Below are 22,669 nucleotides of genomic sequence, written 5' to 3' on the forward strand. Positions count from 1 at the left end.
TTATGGAACTCTAGCTTTTTAAGTTTGAGTCGTTCTCTTATTGTATTTAAGGAGATTATTGGCCATGAGCACTAAACCCATGTCAATTTTCACCTGACGCTTGCCTCTTAGGTTACATCTCTTGTAACCCAAATAAGCCTTTATCTGCCCAAAGACAGGTTCCACATCAATCTTACGTTGATTGAAAATCTGTCTACCTTCGGGAGATAAAAGCGCTTGGCATTCTTTAGCTTTTAAGTGTTGATAACGTTCGTTGATATATAGTCCCTTTTGAGGGGCTGATTTAGGTTCATCAGCGTAGTAAACCTTGATTTCCTGTTGAAAGTCCGTCTGTGTTTTCTGATGTTTGATATGATGAAAACGATAGCACCAGCCATCAGGATGAGTGTAGCTATCCTCCTTGTCATCATAGTACCAATTCGCTAAGTTTCTAGCCGACTGTTTATACCCTTTCTTCTGTTCCTGATCAAACATGGCATATTTAATCAGGTGGTTCACCTCCTTTTCATCTAAACGAAGGAGGTTCTCTTCACTTTCATATCCAGCATCTGCGACAACGGTCTTCAAGTCATGCGGATAGGTTTCAAGGAATGGCAGGAGAGTCTTGGTATCTGTCGGATTTGAGAAGACATCATAATGAAGAACAAATTGATTTTCAGTAGCGATTTGAAGATTATAACCAGCTTTGAGCTGACCATTCTTCATGTGGTCTTCTTTCATCCGCATAAAAGTGGCATCTGTATCTGTTTTGGAAAAGCTGTTACGCCCTTCAAATGTCTCTTGGTAGCCTTCATATTTTTCAGCACGTACTGAAAAATCATCCTTGACTTTACGCAGGACTTTCTTGAGTTTCCGACGTTGAGTTTTACGTTTATCCTTTCCTTTAACGGGTGTCTCCTCAATGTCTTGGTTCAGTTTTTCCAATTCTTCTTCGAGGACTTGAGCGAATTCAATCAACTGCTCTGAAGCAATCGGTTCTTCTTCGTCCAGCCTAATGGCCTGATGGATAAGGGGAGTGATTTCTTCTTGAAAATAGACCTGTATCTGTTCTTGAAGTTTGACGGAAAACTTGTCTGTGGCCTTTTTCCACACGAAACTATACTTGTTAGCGTTGGCTTCAATCTTAGTCCCGTCAATAAACAGACAATCTAAGGTCACTAACTCTTCCATTTTTAAACGAAGATTGAGGTCGATGAAAAGATCACGAATGAGCTCTTCCATTCCTTCAGCGACTCGAAAACGATTGATGGTGCGATAGCTGACAACCAACTGTCCTGTTAGGTATTGCATAGCCAGATTTTCAATCATCATTTTTTCGATTTTTCGTCCAGAGAAAATCCCTTGCGAGTAGGCAAATAGTAGAGCGGCTAAAAGCATTTTAGGGTGATAAGACGGGCGACCAAAGTTATGATAGAACGTGTGGAAGTGACGATCCTCCAAGGCATTCACCACTTTTTCAATAGTAAAGACGAGATGGTCTTGTGGCAAGAAAGAACTGATTTCTAGTGGTAAAGTTGTTTGATTTGTGTTATAGTGAATATGCATGGGATAGCCTTTCTAAATGGTTTATTGGGCAATTCTATTTTACCAAGACTATCGCAACCATGCAAAAAGCAACGGCAAATCCGTTGCTTTTTTTGTAGCAAAGGGACTATTGTCCCAGACTCATTTTGTTCTACTTCAAGTCTATCCAATCTGGAAACTCACCAAGAACAGCGTTGACAAATTCTACATTTTCGAGTCGATTCATTTTATGATTCCTTTTGTTTGAGCTGAATAGTAAAATATGAGCAATCACTCATAATGCATACTCCCTGCCACCCAGCCGGTACAAAGAGCTACGGTGATGTTAAAACCGCCAGTATGAGCATTGATATCTAACACTTCACCAGCAAAATGTAGACCAGGTACGAGCTTGCTTTCTAAGGTTTTTGGATTGATTTCTTTGAGACTGACTCCGCCTTTTGTGACAAAGGACTTAGCAAGGGACATTTTACCAGTCACGGAGATTTTGAGAGCCTTGATGGACCGGATGAGTTGATTACGTTCTCTATCCGTTAGCTGTTTGACTTTTTCAGGAAAGCCTTGAACAAAAAATTCAGCCAAGCGTTCAGGGAGTGAGGCTTTCAAGGCATTCTTCAAGGATTTTTCCCGATTTTCTTCTAAAAAGTCTGCCAAATCCTGTTTACTCATCTGTGGCAGAAGATCTAGATAGATGGTTTCGCCGCCTTTGACAAAGCTAGACAAGCGCAGAACTGCCGGACCGGATAGGCCAAAGTGGGTAAAGAGCAAGTCGTGAGTGATGACATGTTTATCGTAGCTGAGAGTGACGTCTTGAAGGGAAATTCCTTGTAAATCCTTGTGTGGGAAGTCAGTCAAAAGCGGGCTTTCAGCAGCTTCTAGCTCGGTAATCGTATGTTTGAAATGGCGAGCAATCTCATAGCCAAAGCCGGTAGAGCCAGTTGAAGGATAGGACTTGCCACCTGTTGTGACAATTAAGCGGTCGCAGCTCCACATGCATTTACTTGATTTGATGATAAAGCAATCTTCATTTTTCTTTACGGAAACCACTTCTGTCTGTGTTTTAATTGTAGCACCTAGCTCTTTCATTTTTTGTTCTAAGGCTTCAATAATCGTCCGAGACTTGTCTGTAGCTGGAAAAACACGACCGTGGTCTTCGACCTTGAGTTTGACACCATTCTCTGTAAAAAAGTTGATGATATCATAATTGTCAAATTGAGAGAAAACGCTGTAGAGGAAGCGACCATTGCCAGGAATGCCAGCCATGAGGTCATCCAAGTTACCGTTATTAGTCACATTGCAGCGACCGCCACCTGTTCCAGCTAGTTTTTTACCTAATTTTTTATTTTTTTCAAGGAGCAGGGTTTTCTGTCCATAAAAAGAACTGGAAATGGCAGCCATCATGCCGGCAGGACCACCTCCGATAACGATTGTATCAAAGTGTTTCATAGTATCTCTTTCTTTAGATAAATCTGTAAGGAATCTTTAAATTTCATTGTATCATAAATGCAGTGAAATTCCCTAAAATCCAGAGCAAATTTGACAGTTAAGCCTTGATATGATAAGATTTAGGTATCTATATCTAGAAAAAGTTTCAGAGGAAATTATGGCAATTGAAAAAACAGTCAGCGAGTTAGCCGAAATTTTAGGAATTAGCCGTCAGGCAATGAACAATCGAGTTAAAACTCTTGCACCCGAAGATACTGACAAAAATGAAAAAGGGGTCACTGTTGTAACGCGTAGCGGTTTGATAAAACTGGAGGAAATCTACAAAAAGACGATTTTTGAAGATGAACCAGTCAGCGAGGACGTGAAACAGCGTGAACTCATGGAAATTTTAGTAGATGAGAAAAATGCTGAAATCGTGCGCTTGTATGATCAGCTAAAAGCAAAAGATGTTCAATTGGCTAAAAAAGATGAGCAGTTGCGTGTGAAAGATGTTCAAATTGCTGAAAAAGATAAGCAATTAGATCAACAGCAACAACTGACTGCAAAGGCCATGAATGAACGTGAAACGTTGCTATTAGAATTAGACGAAGCTAAGGAAAAAGTACAAGCACAAGAACAAAAAGGCTTCTTTGCAAGATTATTTGGAAGATAATGAGAATCTCGGTTGAAGAAACTGGGATTTTTTTATAGAATGAAAAGTATGGTAAAGGAAGAACTAGCAAACAATATCAATATCCTTGGCTCTTTTTGTGGAAAACGCGATTTGCCAGAATTAACACAGTTAGCGTTGAAAAAGAAATATCACTTGAAACAAGTTGATGTCATGGTTCTGTTTGGCGGAAGTATTTTGGCTGGTGGAGACGTTTTGGCGCAGGCTATGTTAGAGGGAGTAGCAAAGACTTATATTATTGTCGGTGGGGTAGGACATACGACGGAGATTCTTCGGCAAGTGGTCGCAAAGGAATATCCGAAAATAGGAACCCAAACTTTTTCGGAGGCAGAAATTTTTAATGCTTATTTGAAAGAAAGGTATAATTTAACGGCTGATTACTTGGAATTTCACTCGACTAATTGTGGGAACAACATCACTTATTTGTTGGATTTGCTGAAAAGAAAAAAGATTGATTTTCATTCTATCATTCTTAGTCAAGATGCGACAATGCAGGCGCGTATGGAAGCGGGAATCAGGAACTATCTTTCTCCAGATACATGTATCATCAATTTTGCTACTTATCAGGCTGATGTAACCGTAAAGAATCAGAAGCTTGAATTTAAACAGTCTATTTACGGTATGTGGGAAATAGAGCATTATATCAGTCTGTTGATGGGAGAAATTCATCGTTTGTCAGATGATGAATCGGGCTATGGACCAAGGGGAAGAGGCTATATTTCGCATGTAGAAATTCCTATAGAGGTTAGAACTGCTTTTGAAACATTAAAGAAAAGTTATGGAGATTTGATTCGCATAGCAAATCCTCTCTATGCTTCTACTGATGAGATAGATAAAGGAGAATGATGAAACAACGTTTAGACTTTCATAAGCTGTATTACAACCTTGATAAAATTTTATTTTTATTTTTTATCATTTTTATGGTAATGGAGTATCTCTGGTTACCTTTTAATTCCTGGGCTGCAGATTCTTTGCTGAGGCTGACAGGTTATCAATTTTTATCGTACAATAATGTCTTAGCGGTACTATCCAGCAATCTGTTGCTAACTCTAGCATTTATTGTATTATTTCTGGTGAACCTGCTAGTCGCTTATTTTCAGGTTGGTTTGCTCTTTTTAGGTGCTCATAATTTGCTGACTCAGCAGGGAAGTACACTTTTTGCATTCACTAAAAAAACAGTCTCTGATGGTTTTTCACTTTTAAAACAAGTTCGTCCCAGCAAAGTTGCATTTGTTTTATTGTACATTGCTTTGCTTTTTCCGTTCATTCGGAAAATCTTGAAAATTTATTATTTAAATAAAATTTTAATTCCGAATTTTATCGTGTCTTATTTACGAGATACTTACTTTTTAGCTGGAATTGGACTTGCTTTACTAGTATTGCTGATGCTGTTGATTGCTGTCCGTTTGATGTTTGCGTTACCAAAAATTCTGATTGAGAATGTCTCCGTCGGAGAAGCGGTTCGATTTAGTTTGGAAAAAACACATAAGCGTTTGCTGTTCTATTCTTGGCACTTGTTTTGGATTGTTACCAAGAGTTTTCTACTCTTTTTCGCTATAACGATTCCATTATTGTGCCTTCAAACTTATACGGACGATCAGTCCAATCAAACTGCGCTTATAGCCGGAGTTGTCAATTATGTGCTGATGAAAACGACTCACTATTTGATGTTGACCTATTTTTTAGTTAAATTTGTAGCTTTTTTGACAGAGAAAAGACTTTGTCACAGTGCACGCAGGAAGTTAGATCGACTCTATCGTTGGGTTGTTATGTCGATTGCTTTTTTAGTATTTGCAGCTGAGGGTTATAGCTATCTTCAGATTCCGTTGAGCAACAATCCTGCTGTGATTTCGCATCGTGGTGTTTCACAGGCAAACGGTGTCCAAAATACGATTCAATCGTTAGAGAAGACAGCCTTATTAAAGCCAGACTATATTGAAATGGATGTTCAAGAAACAAAGGATGGACAATTTGTCATGATGCATGATGCGAATTTATCTGCCTTGACTGGAGTCAACGCGAAGCCACAAGATTTGACGTTGACAGAATTAACAGCTTTGGATGTTACTGAAAATGGCTATCGTACAAAGATTTCGAGTTTTGATGCTTATTTAAAACGTGCTAATGAATTGGGTCAACGCTTGCTGATTGAAATAAAAACTAGTAAGAAAGATTCGCCTGATATGATGGATCGCTTTCTGAACAAATATGGGAACACCATTAAACAATATGGCCACCAAATGCATTCACTGGATTATAAAGTCATCAACAAAGTAGTTAAATATGATGCCAGCATTCCAACTTTTTTCATTCTCCCTTACAATACCATTTTCCCACGCACTAAGGCAAGTGGCTATACAATGGAGTACTCCACACTTGATGATAATTTTATTTTCAAGCTGTGGCAAACGGATAAGAAACTGTATGATTGGACGGTCAATGATGAAAATGCTATTTCAAAATCGTTGCGTTTAGGTGTAGATGGCATTATCACTGATGATGTGCAGTTGGTACAAACAGCTATTAAAGAATTGCAAAATAATCCTAAATACGCCGACTTGCTAATCAATCAAGCTTTTGACTTTTTTAATTTTACATAAGGTAAGCCCCTCTTAGTAATGAACTAGGAGGGGCTGGTTTTTTAGTGTATTTAAAATGGTAACTTCCCTGCGAATGCACCCAATTTTTTCTTTGTTGCATTATCAATCTCATCAAGAGCTGCATTGATGGCTTGGGTTGTCATGTCAGATAAAGTTTCTAAATCTTCTGGATCTACAACGGCTTCTTGAAAGTCAATTTTGACGATTTTTTTATCACCTGTAAGGGTTGCGACTACGAGACCTTGGGCAGATTTGCCAATAAATTCTGTCGCAGCCAGTTCTGCCTGTCCTTTTTCCATTTGTTTTTGTAGCTTTTGTGCTTGTTTCATCATTGATTGCATGTTCATCATAATAATTGGTGTCCTTTCAATTTTAAAAATATCTCTTGCCATTATATCATGTTTCCTTGGAAATTCCTCTTAAAAACTGCGTTTTTATGCTATAATGAGGATAGAAGTATCAAGAGGAAAAGTTATGAACACCAGAGAACAGGAAAATTCAAAATTTTATATTATTGTTCCTAGTACTTCATCAAAAAATTGTTGTTATATTCCGATTGGCTTTTTAGGTGGTAGTGTTATTCCGACAAATTCAGCGATTATTATCGAAAACGCCACTCTATACGACCTCGGCATTCTCACCTCCAATGTTCACATGTCTTGGATGTGGGCGTTAGCAGGTCGTTTAGAAATGAGCTATCGCTACTCAGCTAAGAGTTCTCTACAACAATTTTCCATGACCTAAAGTAACAGAAGTGCAGAAGGACAAGATTACCCAAACTGATCAAGCTATTCTCAATGTGCATGCCCGTTCCCTCGACAGCTCCCTCGCAGACCTCTATGACGAACTCACCATGCAACCCGGATTCCGTAAAGTTCATCAAGCCAACGATCGTGCGGTCATGGGAGCTTACAACATGCCCAAAAAACTCAATGGCAAGAAAACCTGGAAAACCTGGATCAACGAAAGTGAAATTGTAACACAGCTGTTTGAGATATATGAGGGGACGATAGGAGGATAAAAGTGCCTATAAGTAATGAAAATTATGTTTTTAAATTAAATGTTCAGCCTCAAGTGCTAAAAAGATTTGGGATTAAGGGTTTTGAAACATTGAAATCAGAAGTTATTCCGAATGCCATCTTTAATTCATATAATGATTTGTTGGTCCAAGTGGATATTCAACTAGATGGATTGTCTTTTATTATAAGATAAATTGTAAAATATAGTTCAACCAAAAAACTCATAGCGTTTCATTGGTGTAAACTGTAAGTAACCACACAAACAGAACCCGAGGAAAAACTATGAGCTACTCCCATCTTACCATAACCGACCGAATAAAGATAGAAACCTACTTGGAATTAGGTTTAAAACCTTGCCAAATTGCAAGTAAACTTGGCGTCCATAAGTCTACCATTTCAAGAGAGTTAAGACGATGTCAAAATGGTTATTCCGCAGTCTTAGCACAGGAACAGTACGACCACAGGGCTAAGCAAAAAGGTCGGAAGTCTTGTTTAACACCAAAGTTGAAAAAGGAAATTGAGAACGGTTTAAAATCCTCCTGGTCGCCTGAACAGATTTGTGGGCGCTATCAGCTTGAACAAAAGCCAATGGTAGCTTTTAAAACCATCTATAACTGGCTCTATGCTGGTTTGATTGATCTGGATTTAAGCGTCCTCCGTCGTAAAGGAAGAACTCGACAACCCAAAGAAACACGTGGGACATTTAGGATTGGCACGCCGATTGCCAAACGTCCTAAAGAGGTTCGGAATCGTGAAACTTTTGGCCACTGGGAGCTTGATACTGTAGTGTCTTCCAGAGGCAAAAGCAAGGGGTGTTTAGCGACTTTTCTAGAGCGAAAAACTCGTTTTTACTTAGCTTTCAAGATACCAGATAGAACAGCCAAAGCCATGTTTTCAGCCATCGAACAACTTTGTAGGCTATTTCCAAAAGAGACTCTTAAAACCTTCACTTCAGACAGGGGAAAAGAGTTCGCCTGCTATCCTCTAGTAGAGAATTTAGGAATTTCCTTTTTCTTTGCGGACGCCTATTCATCTTGGCAGAGAGGAAGTAATGAAAACGCAAATGGCTTACTAAGAGAATATTTCCCAAAGAAAACAGATTTAGCTGCTATCTCTGATGAGGCTTTGAACAAGGCCTTATATGATATCAATCACCGACCACGAAAATGTTTAGCTTACAGAACGGCTTATGAAGCTCTAGTGGATGAGTTAGAGTAAATGTTGCACTTATTCTTGCAATTTATCATAACAAATGATTTTAGTTACATTTCACAATCATATGAATTTAATACATTATTAGAAGTAACGTCTGAAATAGCCTCTATGTATAAGGAAATTACGATTGATTATCAAAAAGAAAAGGGAATTTTTTATACACCGGTATTTTTGGATAAGCTAGATGAGGCTATTGAGTTAAGAAAACAATTAATATCTCTATATCCTATTTTATATCAATCTTCTTCACATTATCTAAATACTATGATTGAGAAAGAGATAGAAAAACAATATGACTTTAAAATTGATAATGATGTTGGTAAAGGAATAGACCATTTAAGACGAGTTAAAAAGATTGAATTATACATAAATGAATTGCTTGAAAAAGATGAAGAAGATGTTTCGGTTTATTATGATTATGATAAAGAACAACTCATTATATACAATGTTAGTATAGAGGACGCCTTAGAACATAGTAAAAGAATTGAAGAAAAAATAAATAGCCAAAAAACGGAGATTGGGAAGATAAAAATCAATCCTATTTATGAAACAGTCGTGCTAACGAAAAATGACTTTTCTAGTATCGAATTAGTTACAACCTACCCTAACGGAACTAATGATGAACTTGATATCTTAGAGGAATCAGCCTCTCGTACGGGAGCACGAGAGGTAAGGACTAAGCTCCTGGCTGCTGATGGACAACCTCTTGAACATTTTACAGATAAAGCCATAGAGTTGGCTAGACCAGCAGCACAAAAGGGCTATTTAAGTGATGTAAAATCAAATTCTAAAGGTGTTATTAATTACATTAAATCAAAAATAAGGAAAGTTTAAATGAAATCAGAAGAAACAGAGAAAAATCCACTAAAGATTGTTTGGATTGCTAGAAAAAATTTATTGCCTAAAAGCATCTGGAAAGTATTTATCTCCGTTATTTTACTAATTTGGATTCTTGATAATTTTGTACCTGATAGTATAGTTAGAATAAATTATAGTGCTGTTTCATTAGACAAGTTTATTGTTTTATCTGTATCCGCTCTAGCATTTATCTTGTCAATGTTCACTTTTTGTAGAGAGACATACAGTATGAATGATTTTTCTGATTTTTTTGTAACAAGACCTAAAGTTTATTATGAGTATTTGGCAGATTATTTATTTCCAAGTTTTTTATGGTTTTCAATTTTAATAATGTCTGTTATACGCTTGATAATAATATTAACATTACCAGACACGATAATTCATAATTTGAAACTGTTCTATCTATCGGTAGTATTTTTGGCGTTAATAACAACAATGACAGTTATTATTCGGAATATGAATAGATTTACTAATAAAGTGGTTATGCAAGGAAAGCGGGATGAAACTTAATGGTGTTTTTCTCCCTTATATCTTTCCCTTTTCTCATTTTAAACTAAATATAGAAAAAGGAGTTGCGCTAATAATCTCCTTGCAGAACCGTTAAAGAAGGTAGCTTTATTTAAAGATTATTTTTTATCGTGTATCAGGATTTAGCAAACTGGTGATGCTGGTATTAGGTTGATTGTCTATAATTAATAACAATTAAAAAATGGCTAGCATTAACTTTAAAAATAACTCTCTTTTTGTAGTGTTTTCTTTTAAAAAATGATAAAATAATTAAAAGAAACACAGAGGTGATGTAATGGAAAATCCTACAGATTTATTTGATGAGATTCAAGGACAGAAAGTTGTAAATGCTTTGATGCTGGGGCAGAGGCGCTATATTGATGAGCGACTAGAGAAACAGAGAACAATGGCGGTGTCTGATGGTTATGCTTGGACACGCTCTAATCATATAGATGATGCTTTTGCTAAATCTGAAATGTTTCCTTATCAATTAAAACGTGCAGGGCAAGCTTGGGGTTACTTAGAGTTTAAAGCAGATGCGGAACAATATGGAAATGTACTGCTAATTATTAAAGGTAAAAAACGTATTGAGTCCAAATTTTCAGAAGTACAAAAAAGTGGAACAGGGTATTTGTTTGAATACGCTACAATTAATACTCCTTATCTAAAGAGAGCTGGATTGGTAGATCAAACTGATAGTTCAGTGCTTCTTGGTGTGCAGATGGAGTTGATCTCTGATGATATGATACAAGAAATTGAAGAAGCAACTAGTCAGTCAAATATTGATAACTTCTTTATTTTGACACATGAGGCTGATAGTGAAAACAATATCGTATCAGTTCAAGTCTATATGCCAGATGCACGCAATGGGAAATTGCATCCGATTCAAGATTTATCAGAATATATTGCAAATAGTCCTTATACTTTAGCAAATGAGACCTATCAAAATCTTCCTAATTTCTCTGAACTGACTGAAACAGAAGAATTTGGTATCATTCCAGGAACGGCAGAACAAGAACAAGAAAACTAATAAGAGGTACACTATGTTTAACGGCCAAGTGTTAAAGGAGTTACGTCTCCTAAATGGGATGAGTAGGGCAGATCTTGCTCAGAAAATGGACTTGACTGAGCAGGCAATTTGGCAGTTTGAGTCCAACACTACTCAACCAAAACTCGAAACACGTTTACAGCTTGCCAATCAATTTTATGTTGATTTAACTTATTTTGAGCAAGAAGAAGAGGTGGAAAATTTTGATATCTCAGCTATTGCTTTTAGAAATGCGGACTTATCTACACGAAAAACTATAGATATTCAAACAGTTTATCTACACAAGATTGACCAATTTATTGATTATTTGGAAGGTTTTGTCATTATTCCCAATATTACCATTTATGATTTGAGTGAGAGGACGAACAAAGAGTATCAAGCTGGAAAATCCATAGAAGAGATTTCTCTTTTTGCGAGAAACTTTTTAGAGATTGCTGAAGATAATCATGATATCCTTTATAAAATAGAGCGTTCGGGCGTTTATGTATCAGAACGACTGATAAATGGTCAGGCGGATGCTTATAGTGCTTGGTCAAAATCCGACAGACCCTATATTGTATTAGGAACAAATAAATCAGCCGTTCGGAGAAATTTTGATTTAGCTCATGAGTTAGGACATCTTCTACTACATAAAAGCTGTGAAAAGGATGAAAATTTAGAGTTGTTAGAGCAGGAAGCAAACTTTTTTGCATCATGTTTTCTCTTGCCCAAAAACGATTTTTTTAAAGTATTTACAGAAAAAGTGGGAAAACGAGTAAGTAATCCAGATAGCTATGTTTCCATGAAAGTATTAAAGAATGTTTCTATCCAAGCTTTGGAATATCGTGCTTTCAAACTCGGTTTACTGACACCACAACAGCATTCGTATTTTTATCGTCAGATTGCTAAGAAGAAGTACAAGGTGGTAGAACCGTTGGATGAAGATATTCCTATCAGACGTCCAAGTAAAGTGAAGAGCATTTTAGATGTTATCTTGACGAATGGTTTAGCGAGTTTAACAACTTTAACTTCCCAACACAAAGTACATTTGAAGTATATTAGTGAACTTTTTTCATTTGATACTAGTTTTTTTGATAAGTATAAGGAAAGTAGTACGACTGAGCGACTTGATAATATTATTCCATTACTAAATGGGAAAAAAGCTAAGTAGAGATTATATCAAACAACCTCCTAGTCTCCTAGGAGGATTTGTTTTACTTCATCGTTGGTACTTCAAGACTAGACTGGCTCAGATCAATAGTCAAGTAATAGTCTGTATGATCACGGACGGTATGTTCAAAGTCAGTTGTGTAGAGAACGAGGCGGAGAGTATCGCCTGCTGCCATTTTATAGATAGTGGGTTGAAGTTCAAACGAAAATTCCATCCATTGGTCTGGTGTGACTTCTTCAACGGTTAGCAAATCAGTGCGATTTTGCAGGTTTAGGAATCCTTTGGTGATGACGCGGTGCGGTGTTTCCTTGAATGGCAATTCCATTAAATGATCGAGCATGTAAAAACGACCGTTGTCCATGACTTTTGGTGCAAGAACAGCAGGTAGAGGAAGAAGACGCTTAGCTGAACTAATATCTAATAGTTGTGCAGAAATCAAGCCTTTGTCAATGCTTGATTTGAGTCGAAGGTTGAGTTTGACAGGACCGTTTAAGAACAAATCCTTTTCTAGTAGCATATCAACTGTTACTTGATTGGCTTTTCCATCAAATAATTCATTTTTGAAGGTTTGATAGGTCTTGCTAAAGCGGTCGTAATCTTCTTGAGTATATTGATTTTTGATTTCTTGAGTGCTTTCACCCAGATTGAAATGAGTGTAGTGCTCTTGGTCGCCAAATGTTTCCAAAGACAGCCAACTTTGTGCTTGACGATTATCCTGCCAGATGACAGTTGGCAATTCAAACTGAGAATCGTATCCTAGCAATTTTTTGCTAAGAAGCGCATTCATGGACTCACGAAAGTCAATGGATTGCCAGTTATTCATATAGATATGGGCGCCATTGTGGAAGAAGAGGTGCTTTTTGATGTGTTCTGGTAGCGCGTGGAACATATTGTAGACATTCAGCGGCTTGACATTCCAGTCTTGAGAGCCATGCGTAAAGACAACTTCAGCTTTGACTTTGTGCGCGTGAATCAGATAGTTCCTGTCATGCCAAAATTGATTATAATCACCCGTTTCGCGATCTAAATTTGCCTTTAATTCTGTTAGACGAGATTGGTATGCTGCATTGTGGCGGAGATTTTCACCTGCCAGAAGATTGCGTGAGTAAGTTAATTCTGTCAAAGAGTCAAAATCTTCACCAGGATAGCCCCCAGGACTTGTCACCAAACCATTTTCACGATAATAATTGTACCAAGAAGAAATGCCAGCTTCAGCAATAATGACCTCAAGACCATCTACGCCAGTTGTAGCTAGCCCATTTGACAGAGTTCCGAGGTAAGAGATTCCTGTTGTAGCAACCTTCCCATTGGACCAAGTGGCTTTGATTTCTCGTTGTCTGGTATGGTCTGTGAAAGCACGACAGCGACCATTTAACCAATCAATAACATTTTTATAAGCCTCGATTTGATAATAATCTCCGCTCGTCATAAGACCGTCAGAGTCCTTTGTTCCCACACCTGATACATATAAATTAGCAAAACCACGAGGAAGAAGGTAGTCATTGAGTGTATAAGTTCCGATATGACCGAGTGTTTCTTCCGTTTGCTCAACTAATGTAGCTTGTCCTTGAGGTTCAACCAAGTGCAGTTCTGGGTCATGAACAGTAATTTTTCCAGTTTCTTTTTTAATCAAGTCCACATTCATGTTATACAGAGCTTTGTCGCTAGCCTTATCATTCGTTCCTTGATGATAGGGACTAGCAGTCATAACCGCAGGAATTTGTCCGTCAAAACGAGGACGAATGATACTGACCTTAATCAAATCAGGTAGACTATCCTTATCAGTATCCACGCGCGATTCTACATAAGCAACTTCACGGATAGCATTGTGACTGGTAAAAGTAGCTAAACTCTTTCCGTTGAAATAGTGATAGGTGTTGTCTTCGGGGATCAAGCCGTCGCTGATGAGTTTGTCAATCAAAAGATTACCATTTTTGGTGCGCGTATTGAGCAACTGATAGAGATTTTCAAGTAGGTTTCCATAGATAATGGGGAAATTTACGTTCTTTCGGAACTTTTCTACATCGTCAAAGTCAACAAATGGCACAAATTCTAGCAATTGAAAAGCAATCGTATAAAAAATTTTTGCTGTCAATTTCTGATTGGACGTAAAAAAGCTGAGTAAGTCTGTTTTTGAATTGGCAACCAAAGATTTTAAGGCATAGTCTGTATTTTTATAATTAAAAAAAGTTTTACGTACAAAAGTCTCTAAATTTTCTTTATCAGAATACTCTTGGCGGAAAGAAAATCCAATGCTTTCCATTTCAGCTAGGATTTTTTCGCTTGTTTCTGGTGTATAACTATACTGGTTGTAACGCATATTTTTACTCCTTTTTTACATTTTGTCAAAAAATAACCTTTACATTATCCATTGTAACTGATAAAATAGGATTTGTCTAAAATTTTTTAATGAAAGAGGAGAACAAAAATGGACGTCACATGGATTGTGAAATATATTACAGAATTTCTTGGAACGGCAATTCTCATTATCTTGGGGAACGGAGCTGTTGCCAATGTTGAGTTAAAGGGTACGAAAGGTCATCAAAGTGGCTGGTTAGTCATTGCAGTTGGTTACGGTATGGGGGTTATGATTCCTGCTCTTATGTTTGGAAATGTATCAGGAAACCATATCAATCCTGCTTTCACACTAGGACTTGCGATTAGCGGTTACTTCCCTTGGGTGCAAGTCGCACCTTACATTATTGCACAGTTATTAGGAGCAATGTTTGGTCAAGCACTAGTAGTAGCAAGTCACCGCCCTTATTACTTACAAACAACCAATCCAAATGCTATTTTGGGTTCGTTCTCAACCATTGTGAATACAGATGATGGAAGCAAGCAATCACATGCTGCTTCTATGATAAATGGTTTTATCAATGAATTTATTGGATCGTTTGTGCTGTTCTTTGCGGCAATGGCGATGACCAAAAATTATTTTGGTGCAGAAGTTATCAAATACGCTGCAACTCGAGGAGTTGATGCAACACAACTTCAAGGAAAAGTTGCCATTGGATCCCACATCAATGCTGGTCTCGCTGTGGCTCATTTAGCGCTTGGTTTTCTTGTGATGGCATTGGTGACATCACTCGGTGGTCCTACAGGTCCAGGTCTGAACCCTGCACGTGACTTAGGCCCACGTATTCTTCACTTCCTTCTTCCGAAATCAGTTCTTGGTGAACATAAAGGAGATTCAAAATGGTGGTATGCTTGGGTACCAGTCGTATCTCCGATTCTTGCCGGTATTGTTGCTGTGGCACTTTACAAGTTGATTTATGGATAATCCGTAAAAATGAAGAACGGTTCTTGCGAGCCGTTTTTTGATGGGCAAGCGACAGATTGAGCTAAAAATGGGAAAGTGACTAGACGCTTACTGAGTGAAAATGTTATACTGGCAGGTTAGAGATAACAAATGTAATGAGTTTGAGACCAAAATGTTTCAGCCTCTTACAATATATATTATTTTTACAACGAAACGCAGTGGTTGACTGGTAGTTCTAAATTCTTGCTGTGTGAAAAATGACAACAAAGTTAGTCATTATGCGGGAGTGAGAAGGCAAAATCGTTTTTTGCGAAATACCGATTTTGTCCTGCTCCCATCTTTTATTTGGGAGAGATGAGATGGAATTAGATAGATTAAGTGGCAGACGGACACTGTTATTCGGCATTTTGGCGATTCTTTTTGGAGTCATTATTATCGCAAATGGTGTTGATGTTACAAAATTCGCTCTAGATTTATTAGGTATCTACTTTATATTTGTCGGAGTTAGCAACCTCTTCTTTCGTTTTTTAGTCAAGAAGAATCGTATTAGTCTAAGCTCTGCTTTTTTTCATGTTCTTGTAGGACTGGTTGTTGGCTTTTTCAACCGTGCCAGTAATTTGCCGGTCAATATTATCATTATTATATTAGGTTGTTATCAGTTGTGTACGGCGGCAGTTTATGGTATTACTTATCTTCTTTATCGTCAAAATAAATTAAAAGGTGGTTTTCGCTATTTTTTTGATACCGTACTTTATGGAGGAATTGGTTTAACAACCATTTTTTCACCCAGTACAGATGGGCGTTTACAATTTTTGATCGTTGGTATTTACCTGATATTGTTAGGCTTTTCCAATGTTCGTGATGGTGCTTTTTTCAATACAGATTTGGAACAAAAACAGCTTTGGCGCCGTATTCGGATTAATCTGCCTGTCATTATTGCCGCCTTTTTTCCAGCAGAGCAATTGAATCGTTTCAATCATTTGTTGCAGGGTGAAAAACGAGGTCACCAAAAAGTTTACAGCCGTATTCAAAATGATCAAAAGTCGGTTGACTTAGAAGTGCTCGTTCATACATCGGATCAAAATCTTTTTGGGATGATTGGGCATGTTGATATTTGTTATCAAGGAAAAGTTATTTCTTATGGCAGTTATGATGTCTTTTCAGAGCGTTTATTTGGTACGATCGGAGATGGTGTTTTGTTTAAAGTGGATAAAGATGCTTATATTGAACTGTGTAAGCAAGAAAGCAAGAAAACCTTGTTTGGCTATGGTTTATATTTGACGGATGAGCAGAAGATCGCTGTGGAGAAACGCTTGGCTGAAATTGATGAACTACTGGCAGTGTGGAATCCATCGGCTGAGTTAAAAAATAATGACCATACATATGCTTATAAATTGAAGCATGGATTAGGAGCTCAATTATATAAGTTTAAAACGAGTCGTTTTAAAACCTATTTTGTCTTGTCTACTAATTGTTGCTTGCTTGCAGATAGTATCATTGGACAAGCTGGAACAGCCATTTTAGATATGCGTGGGATTATTACTCCGGGAACTTATCAATCTTACCTTCAATATGAATTTGAGTCAGCGAATGATTTAGTAGTGGCGCAAAATATTTATCAGTAATAGTACAATTTTTTCTATTTGAACATAAATATTTGTAAAATATACAAAAATTATTTAAAATAGAAAGGCTTGGAGGAAGTTATGCATTCAACAAATAAAATTGTAAATACGATACCAGTATTAAAAATCAATAATCGGAAAAACAATCTTGCCTTTTATTGTCAAACTTTAGGGATGAAAGATCTGTTAGAAGAAGGAGCTTTTGTCAGTCTTGGAGATCAAACAAAGGTTGAAAAATTACAGCTAGAAGAGTCACCCAGTATGCGGACTCGCAAAGTTGTAGGAACAAAGAAATTAGCTAAAATTATTATCAAAGTAGCCAATCCACGAGAAATTGAAGCACTTTTAGCGCGTGGCAATAAGATTGATACGCTGTATCAAGGGAAAAATGGTTATGCCTTTGAAGCAAGCTCTCCAGAAGGAGATAAGTTTTTATTGCATAGTGAGGAAGACTGGACGACTTTGGATAGAATGCTGATAGTCCCAGCATTTGAGCCGCTAGAGGATTTTATTGGACTTAGTCAATTTACCATAGAGCAAATTCAGATTAACGTTCTAGATGAGGAAAAGGCAGTCACTTTTTATCGGGAATGGCTAGAAAATCAGTCTATTCTAGCATTCTCACAAGCAGATGGGCCAGATTTGGTGACAGAGAGCAGTCAAACTTGGGACTTGGCAATGTTTAAATTTACCGTTGAACAGTTCGACGTAGCAGCTTTGCAAACCTTATTTCAAGGAAGAGAAAATTTTATACCTAAATCGGGTAAATTTTTCTTAACAAAAGATGACAGCCAGATTGAAGTTTGGATTGAAGCAGTATGAGTTTGAATAAGATTCTCTCAAAAGTCGAACAGCAGATATTGCAGCAAATCTATCCTGGAGCTAGCTTAGCTTTATATGCTCATGGAAAGTGGCAAGAATACTATTTTGGTGAGAGCAATCCTGAACAGGGTGAGAAAAGTCGGGCGGGATTATTGTATGACTTGGCAAGCGTCAGTAAGGTTGTGGGTGTCGGAACGATACTTGCTTTCTTGGTGGATCAGCAAGCTGTTGATCTTAATCAGCCTTTGACGAATTACTACCCAGCTTTTCAGGATGATTCTGTCACGGTGAGGCAGCTAGCCACTCACACATCAGGGGTCGATCCTTTTATTCCCAATCGTAATAAACTCAATGCCACAGAATTAACGGATGCCTTGAATCATTTGACAGTACTAGACGACAAGAGTTTTCGTTATACAGATGTGAATTTCTTGTTGTTAGGGTTTATGTTGGAAGAAATCTTTGGTCAATCTTTGACTGACATATTTAAGCAGAAGATTTTTCAACCATGGAATATGAAAAAAACAGTCTTTGGACCTGTCGCACAGGCAGTTCCGACTGTTCGTGGTGTAAAAGCAGGAATTGTACATGACCCAAAAGCGCGTGTATTGGGCAGACATGCAGGGAGTGCGGGTCTGTTTTCTACTGTTCAAGATTTAGAAATATTTTTGGAACATTATTTGCAGGATGATTTCGCAGCAATCTTGACGCAAAATTTTTCAAGAGAAGTTGGGAAAAAGCGCAGTCTTGCTTGGGATTTAGATGGAGAATGGTTGCAACACACAGGTTATACAGGAACGTTTATTATGCTTAATCGTGCGCAGCAGAAAGCAGTTATTTTTCTTTCCAATCGGACGTATGAGAAGGATGAACGTGAGCAGTGGATTTTAGAACGCAATAAGCTCATGGATTTTATAAAACAAGAACTGTAAAAATAAAGACAGTAGGAGTAAGAGCTGGGTTTCCTGCTCTTTTTCGCTGTTTTAAGGGTTGAAATAAATTAGTTTGTAATATAAAAGGAATTGAAAAATAACGATCGCTTTTTTCTCTGAATTATATTAAAATAATAGATGAAGTATGTGATATAGAGAGAGACTATGACGAAAAAAGTAGGTGTCGGTCGGGCACACAGTAAAATTATTTTGATAGGGGAACATGCTGTTGTATATGGTTACCCTGCGTTAGCCTTGCCTTTAAATAATATCGAAGTGACTTGTCGTATTCTACCGTCAAATCATACGTGGGTTTTATACGAGGAAGATACCCTCTCTATGGCGGTTTTTGCTTCTTTAGAATTTTTAGGGATACAAGAGGCTGATATTCGGTGCGAGATTGAATCAATGGTACCTGAAAAGCGGGGAATGGGTTCTTCGGCAGCAGTGAGCATTGCTGCGATTCGAGCTGTCTTTGACTATTATGAGCAAGATTTAGATAAAGAAACTCTTGAGATTTTAGCGAATCGAGCGGAGATGATTGCCCACATGAATCCGAGTGGATTGGATGCGAAGACTTGCTTGAGCGATCGTGCTATTAAATTTATCAAAAATGTTGGTTTTTCAGAGTTCGAGACGAATCTTGGAGCTTATCTTGTGATAGCAGATACAGGGATTTATGGGCATACACGCGAAGCGATTCAAAAGGTGGAAAGTATTGGAAGAAGGGCTTTGCCACATTTGCATCAGCTTGGTAAATTGACGAATGAAGTTGAAGCGGCGTTGAAAATTAAAGATTTAGAAGCAATTGGTATGGCTATGTCAGAAGCTCATCTAAGCCTAAAAAGTTTAGGTGTTAGTTGCTCAGAAGCAGATAAACTGGTTTCCATAGCGCAAGCAAATGGAGCAGTTGGTGCGAAAATGAGCGGTGGTGGTCTTGGCGGTTGCATCATTGCTCTAGTGGCTAACAAAGAAAAAGCTAGTTGGCTATCCCAGTTATTGAGAGAGAAAGGAGCGGTGCATACATGGATCGAAAGTCTGTAAACGTGCGGTCTTATGCCAATATTGCCATTATCAAATATTGGGGTAAGAAAGATACTGCTAAGATGATTCCTGCGACGAGCAGCATTTCTTTGACCTTGGAAAATATGTACACAGAAACGAGCTTATCAAGTTTGCCGGTCAGTGCCCAGTCAGATGAATTTTACATCAATGGTATTTTGCAAGATCAAACTGAACACAAAAAAATGGGTGAAATCATAGATCGTTTCCGTCCTGCAGGATCTGGGTTTGTGCGAATTGATACAAAAAATAATATGCCGACAGCAGCAGGGTTATCTTCTAGTTCAAGCGGTTTATCTGCCCTCGTTAAGGCATGCAATGAATTTTTTGGACTACACTTGTCCACAAAACAACTGGCGCAAAAAGCAAAATTAGCTTCTGGCTCGTCTTCGCGGAGTTTTTATGGTCCAATTTCGGCTTGGGACAAAGATAGTGGTGAAATTTATCCAGTAAAGACGGATTTGAAATTAGCCATGATTATGTTGGTCTTATATGATCAGAAAAAGCCTATTTCGAGTCGTGAAGGTATGAAACGGTGTGCAGAAACTTCAACAATATTTGATGATTGGGTGAGACAGTCAGAAGAAGATTACAAAGCTATGCTGATTTATCTTTCTAACAATCATTTTTCTAAAATTGGAGAACTAACAGAAAAAAATGCGCTTGCCATGCATGCTACCACTCAGACTGCAAGCCCTCCTTTTTCTTATTTGACCGAGAAAAGTTATGAAGCAATGGATTTTGTTAAGCAATTACGAAGTGAGGGAGAGCGCTGCTATTTCACCATGGATGCAGGACCAAATGTAAAAGTTTTGTGTTTAGAAGAAGATTTGGAACACTTAGTACCAATATTTGCTGAAAAATATCATCTCATTGTTTCTAAAACGAAGGAATTACCAGATGACTAAGACAGTAAGAACATGTGGGAAATTATATTTAGCAGGAGAATATTCTGTCTTGACGGCGGGGCAAGGAGCGATTTTGAAACATATTCCTATCTACATGACTGGGAAAATTCATTTTGCTGAACAGTATCGCCTATTTTCAGATATGTTTGACCATGCTGTGGATCTGACACCTGATGATGATTACAGTCTCATTCAAGACACGGTTGCTGTCATGGATGAGTTTTTACAAAGTCAATCTATTTCATTAAGCCCTTTTTCTTTAACCATTACTGGAAAAATGGAACGAGATGGGAAAAAAATCGGTTTGGGGTCTAGTGGTAGCGTAGTGGTTGTGACGATAAGGGCGATAGCATCTTTGTTTGATGTGCCATTATCTGCGGATGAAACCTTTAAGTTGGCAGCCTATGTCCTCCTTAAACGGGGAGATAATGGTTCAATGGGGGATGTAGCTTGTATCGCCTATGAGGACTTGATTTATTACCAATCTTTTAATCGAAAAAAAATAGCAGAGCAGATCAATGAGCTTCCTTTAGAAAAGATAGTGACACAAGATTGGGGATACATTATCCGGACAATCCATCCACAGCTTCCATGTGATTTCCTCGTGGGCTGGACGAGAGAACCAGCTATTTCTAGCGTTCTCATCAATCAAGTCAAAGCAAAAATCTCATCAAGCTTTTTAACACAAACGCAAGATGAAGTCCTTCGACTGGAGAAAGCGTTGCTTGTTGGTGAGAAAGAAATTGTGAAGCAAAGTCTAGAAAAAGTTAGTTGCCTCCTGCTGCAACTTAGCCCTGCTATTTATAATGAAAAATTGAGAGCTTTAAAAAGGTCTAGTCAAGGATTGGACTGTATGGCAAAAAGCAGCGGTGCTGGCGGTGGTGATTGTGGCATAGCCTTGTCTTTTGATTCCGAAGCCAGTCAAATCTTAGTGGAGCGTTGGCAAGCGGCAGGAATCGAGGTTTTATATAAGGAGAGGTGGGATAGATGAGCCGAAATCGTAAAGATGAACACATAAAGTACGCACTCAAGTACGAGTCGCCTTATAATAGTTTTGATGACATGGAGCTCATTCATTGCTCGCTTCCTAAGTATGATTTGGACGAGATTGATGTAACAACGCATTTTGCAGGTAGAGACTGGGAGTTTCCGTTTTACATCAATGCTATGACAGGTGGAAGCGAGAAGGGGAAAGACATCAATCAACGCTTAGCTCAAGTAGCGGAAGCGTGCGGTATTCTGTTTGTCACAGGATCTTACAGTGCTGCTTTGAATAATCCAGCGGATGATTCTTATGCCGTTAAAAAAGATAAGCCAGATCTACTCCTTGCAACGAATATTGGGCTGGATAAGCCGTATGAGTTAGGTCAGCATGCAATCACAGCTCTTCATCCTCTTTTTTTGCAAGTGCATGTGAACCTCATGCAAGAATTGCTCATGCCAGAAGGAGAACGCTCCTTTAAAACTTGGCGAGCACATTTAAAAGACTATGCTGAAAAAAGCACAGTTCCAATCGTACTAAAAGAAGTTGGTTTTGGTATGGACTTAGCGACGATTCAAACGGCTTATGACTTGGGTATCCGAACAGTAGACCTTTCTGGACGTGGCGGAACGAGCTTCGCCTATATTGAAAACAGGCGTGGCGGCAATCGAGATTATCTCAATGATTGGGGGCAGTCTACTCTCCAAGCCTTATTGAATGCTCGGTCGATGATGGATAAAATGGACCTTCTTGTTAGCGGCGGAGTACGTCAGCCGCTTGATATGGTTAAGGCATTTGTTTTAGGCGCTAAAGCTGTTGGGCTTTCGCGCACGATGTTAGAATTAATCGAGAGGTATTCAGTAACCGAAGTCATTTCTATTATCAATAGTTGGAAGGAAGATATACGCTTGATTATGTGTGCACTTGCTTGTCAAAATTTGACGGAGTTAAGGCAAGTACCTTATCTTTTGTATGGACGTTTGCGAGAAGCACAAAATCAAATGAAAAAAGAAACCCGATGAGTTGTTCACTTATCGGATTC

The 22,669-nt window shown here is 38.1% G+C and carries 23 protein-coding genes; 19 read left to right on the plus strand and 4 right to left on the minus strand.

Annotation, left to right across the window (positions count from 1 at the left end; translation table 11 throughout):
- Window positions 1–18: 18 nt before the first annotated feature.
- Window positions 19–1,545 (minus strand): IS1182 family transposase, encoded by a 1,527-nt coding sequence (locus tag SCSC_RS00980; RefSeq protein WP_115342902.1) that lies wholly within the window; start codon window positions 1,543–1,545, stop codon window positions 19–21.
- 249 nt (window positions 1,546–1,794) lie between these two features.
- Window positions 1,795–2,970 (minus strand): aminoacetone oxidase, encoded by a 1,176-nt coding sequence (gene aao / locus SCSC_RS00985; protein ID WP_006270180.1) that lies wholly within the window; start codon window positions 2,968–2,970, stop codon window positions 1,795–1,797.
- A gap of 157 nt (window positions 2,971–3,127) precedes the next feature.
- Between aao and SCSC_RS00990 the strand changes: the two genes are divergently transcribed.
- The 3 genes from SCSC_RS00990 to SCSC_RS01000 are packed head-to-tail and all read left to right on the plus strand — an operon-like array spanning window position 3,128 to window position 6,240.
- Window positions 3,128–3,622, plus strand: coding sequence for a DUF536 domain-containing protein (locus tag SCSC_RS00990; protein ID WP_003029403.1), 495 nt, complete (start codon window positions 3,128–3,130; stop codon window positions 3,620–3,622).
- Window positions 3,623–3,670: 48 nt separating this feature from the next.
- Window positions 3,671–4,486, plus strand: coding sequence for a hypothetical protein (locus SCSC_RS00995; RefSeq protein ID WP_006270184.1), 816 nt, complete (start codon window positions 3,671–3,673; stop codon window positions 4,484–4,486).
- The gene (locus SCSC_RS01000; RefSeq protein ID WP_037565925.1) at window positions 4,483–6,240 is read left to right on the plus strand and encodes a glycerophosphoryl diester phosphodiesterase membrane domain-containing protein; all 1,758 of its coding nucleotides are present in this window, start codon (window positions 4,483–4,485) and stop codon (window positions 6,238–6,240) included. Before SCSC_RS00995 ends, SCSC_RS01000 begins: the two co-directional genes overlap by 4 nt.
- A gap of 50 nt (window positions 6,241–6,290) precedes the next feature.
- Here the strand turns inward: SCSC_RS01000 and SCSC_RS01005 are convergent, their stop codons facing one another.
- Complete coding sequence (locus SCSC_RS01005) at window positions 6,291–6,590, minus strand: YbaB/EbfC family nucleoid-associated protein (protein ID WP_003070954.1); 300 nt, start codon at window positions 6,588–6,590, stop codon at window positions 6,291–6,293.
- A gap of 124 nt (window positions 6,591–6,714) precedes the next feature.
- On the opposite strand from SCSC_RS01005, the gene SCSC_RS01010 reads away from it, so the two are divergent.
- From SCSC_RS01010 to SCSC_RS01045, 8 genes are all read left to right on the plus strand, one after another.
- On the plus strand, window positions 6,715–6,984 hold the full coding sequence (locus SCSC_RS01010) for a type IIL restriction-modification enzyme MmeI (protein WP_006270182.1): 270 nt from the start codon (window positions 6,715–6,717) through the stop codon (window positions 6,982–6,984).
- Window positions 6,985–6,994: 10 nt separating this feature from the next.
- A complete protein-coding gene (locus SCSC_RS01015) occupies window positions 6,995–7,261 on the plus strand; it encodes a type IIL restriction-modification enzyme MmeI (protein WP_022524701.1) in 267 nt (88 codons plus the stop codon).
- A 2-nt stretch (window positions 7,262–7,263) separates the two neighbouring features.
- Window positions 7,264–7,452, plus strand: a complete 189-nt coding sequence (locus SCSC_RS01020; protein WP_115342903.1) for a hypothetical protein — start codon at window positions 7,264–7,266, stop codon at window positions 7,450–7,452.
- 89 nt (window positions 7,453–7,541) lie between these two features.
- Entirely contained in the window at window positions 7,542–8,477 is a 936-nt protein-coding gene (locus tag SCSC_RS01025) for an IS30 family transposase (RefSeq protein WP_006269888.1), read from the plus strand.
- Complete coding sequence (locus SCSC_RS01030) at window positions 8,478–9,308, plus strand: hypothetical protein (protein WP_115342904.1); 831 nt, start codon at window positions 8,478–8,480, stop codon at window positions 9,306–9,308. It abuts the gene before it with no gap.
- Window positions 9,309–9,842, plus strand: a complete 534-nt coding sequence (locus SCSC_RS01035; RefSeq protein WP_006270636.1) for a hypothetical protein — start codon at window positions 9,309–9,311, stop codon at window positions 9,840–9,842. It begins immediately after the preceding gene.
- A 292-nt stretch (window positions 9,843–10,134) separates the two neighbouring features.
- The gene (locus tag SCSC_RS01040) at window positions 10,135–10,869 is read left to right on the plus strand and encodes a spr1630 family ClpXP-sensitive toxin (RefSeq protein WP_006270646.1); all 735 of its coding nucleotides are present in this window, start codon (window positions 10,135–10,137) and stop codon (window positions 10,867–10,869) included.
- 13 nt (window positions 10,870–10,882) lie between these two features.
- Window positions 10,883–12,037: a spr1629 family repressor/antitoxin gene (locus SCSC_RS01045; protein ID WP_006270631.1), complete on the plus strand. Its 1,155-nt coding sequence runs from the start codon at window positions 10,883–10,885 to the stop codon at window positions 12,035–12,037.
- 43 nt (window positions 12,038–12,080) lie between these two features.
- Here the strand turns inward: SCSC_RS01045 and SCSC_RS01050 are convergent, their stop codons facing one another.
- Complete coding sequence (locus SCSC_RS01050) at window positions 12,081–14,357, minus strand: Xaa-Pro dipeptidyl-peptidase (RefSeq protein ID WP_006270625.1); 2,277 nt, start codon at window positions 14,355–14,357, stop codon at window positions 12,081–12,083.
- Between the two features lie 108 nt (window positions 14,358–14,465).
- Between SCSC_RS01050 and gla the strand changes: the two genes are divergently transcribed.
- From gla to fni, 8 genes are all read left to right on the plus strand, one after another.
- The gene (gene gla, locus SCSC_RS01055; RefSeq protein ID WP_006269234.1) at window positions 14,466–15,317 is read left to right on the plus strand and encodes an aquaglyceroporin Gla; all 852 of its coding nucleotides are present in this window, start codon (window positions 14,466–14,468) and stop codon (window positions 15,315–15,317) included.
- A 338-nt stretch (window positions 15,318–15,655) separates the two neighbouring features.
- Window positions 15,656–16,921, plus strand: coding sequence for an HdeD family acid-resistance protein (locus SCSC_RS01060; RefSeq protein WP_006270644.1), 1,266 nt, complete (start codon window positions 15,656–15,658; stop codon window positions 16,919–16,921).
- A gap of 81 nt (window positions 16,922–17,002) precedes the next feature.
- Entirely contained in the window at window positions 17,003–17,743 is a 741-nt protein-coding gene (locus SCSC_RS01065; protein WP_006270626.1) for a CppA N-terminal domain-containing protein, read from the plus strand.
- Complete coding sequence (locus SCSC_RS01070; RefSeq protein ID WP_006270629.1) at window positions 17,740–18,675, plus strand: serine hydrolase domain-containing protein; 936 nt, start codon at window positions 17,740–17,742, stop codon at window positions 18,673–18,675. The genes SCSC_RS01065 and SCSC_RS01070 overlap by 4 nt, the downstream gene beginning before the upstream one ends.
- A gap of 165 nt (window positions 18,676–18,840) precedes the next feature.
- Window positions 18,841–19,719: a mevalonate kinase gene (mvk, locus tag SCSC_RS01075; protein WP_006270628.1), complete on the plus strand. Its 879-nt coding sequence runs from the start codon at window positions 18,841–18,843 to the stop codon at window positions 19,717–19,719.
- A complete protein-coding gene (mvaD, locus tag SCSC_RS01080; RefSeq protein WP_006270634.1) occupies window positions 19,701–20,645 on the plus strand; it encodes a diphosphomevalonate decarboxylase in 945 nt (314 codons plus the stop codon). Before mvk ends, mvaD begins: the two co-directional genes overlap by 19 nt.
- Window positions 20,638–21,636 carry a phosphomevalonate kinase gene (locus tag SCSC_RS01085; protein WP_006270643.1) on the plus strand — a complete coding sequence of 333 codons (999 nt, stop codon included), beginning with the start codon at window positions 20,638–20,640 and terminating at the stop codon, window positions 21,634–21,636. Before mvaD ends, SCSC_RS01085 begins: the two co-directional genes overlap by 8 nt.
- Complete coding sequence (gene fni, locus SCSC_RS01090; RefSeq protein ID WP_006270648.1) at window positions 21,633–22,649, plus strand: type 2 isopentenyl-diphosphate Delta-isomerase; 1,017 nt, start codon at window positions 21,633–21,635, stop codon at window positions 22,647–22,649. The genes SCSC_RS01085 and fni overlap by 4 nt, the downstream gene beginning before the upstream one ends.
- Window positions 22,650–22,669 lie beyond the last annotated feature (20 nt).

This window comes from Streptococcus constellatus subsp. constellatus (assembly GCF_023167545.1).
Lineage (GTDB): Bacteria > Bacillota > Bacilli > Lactobacillales > Streptococcaceae > Streptococcus > Streptococcus constellatus.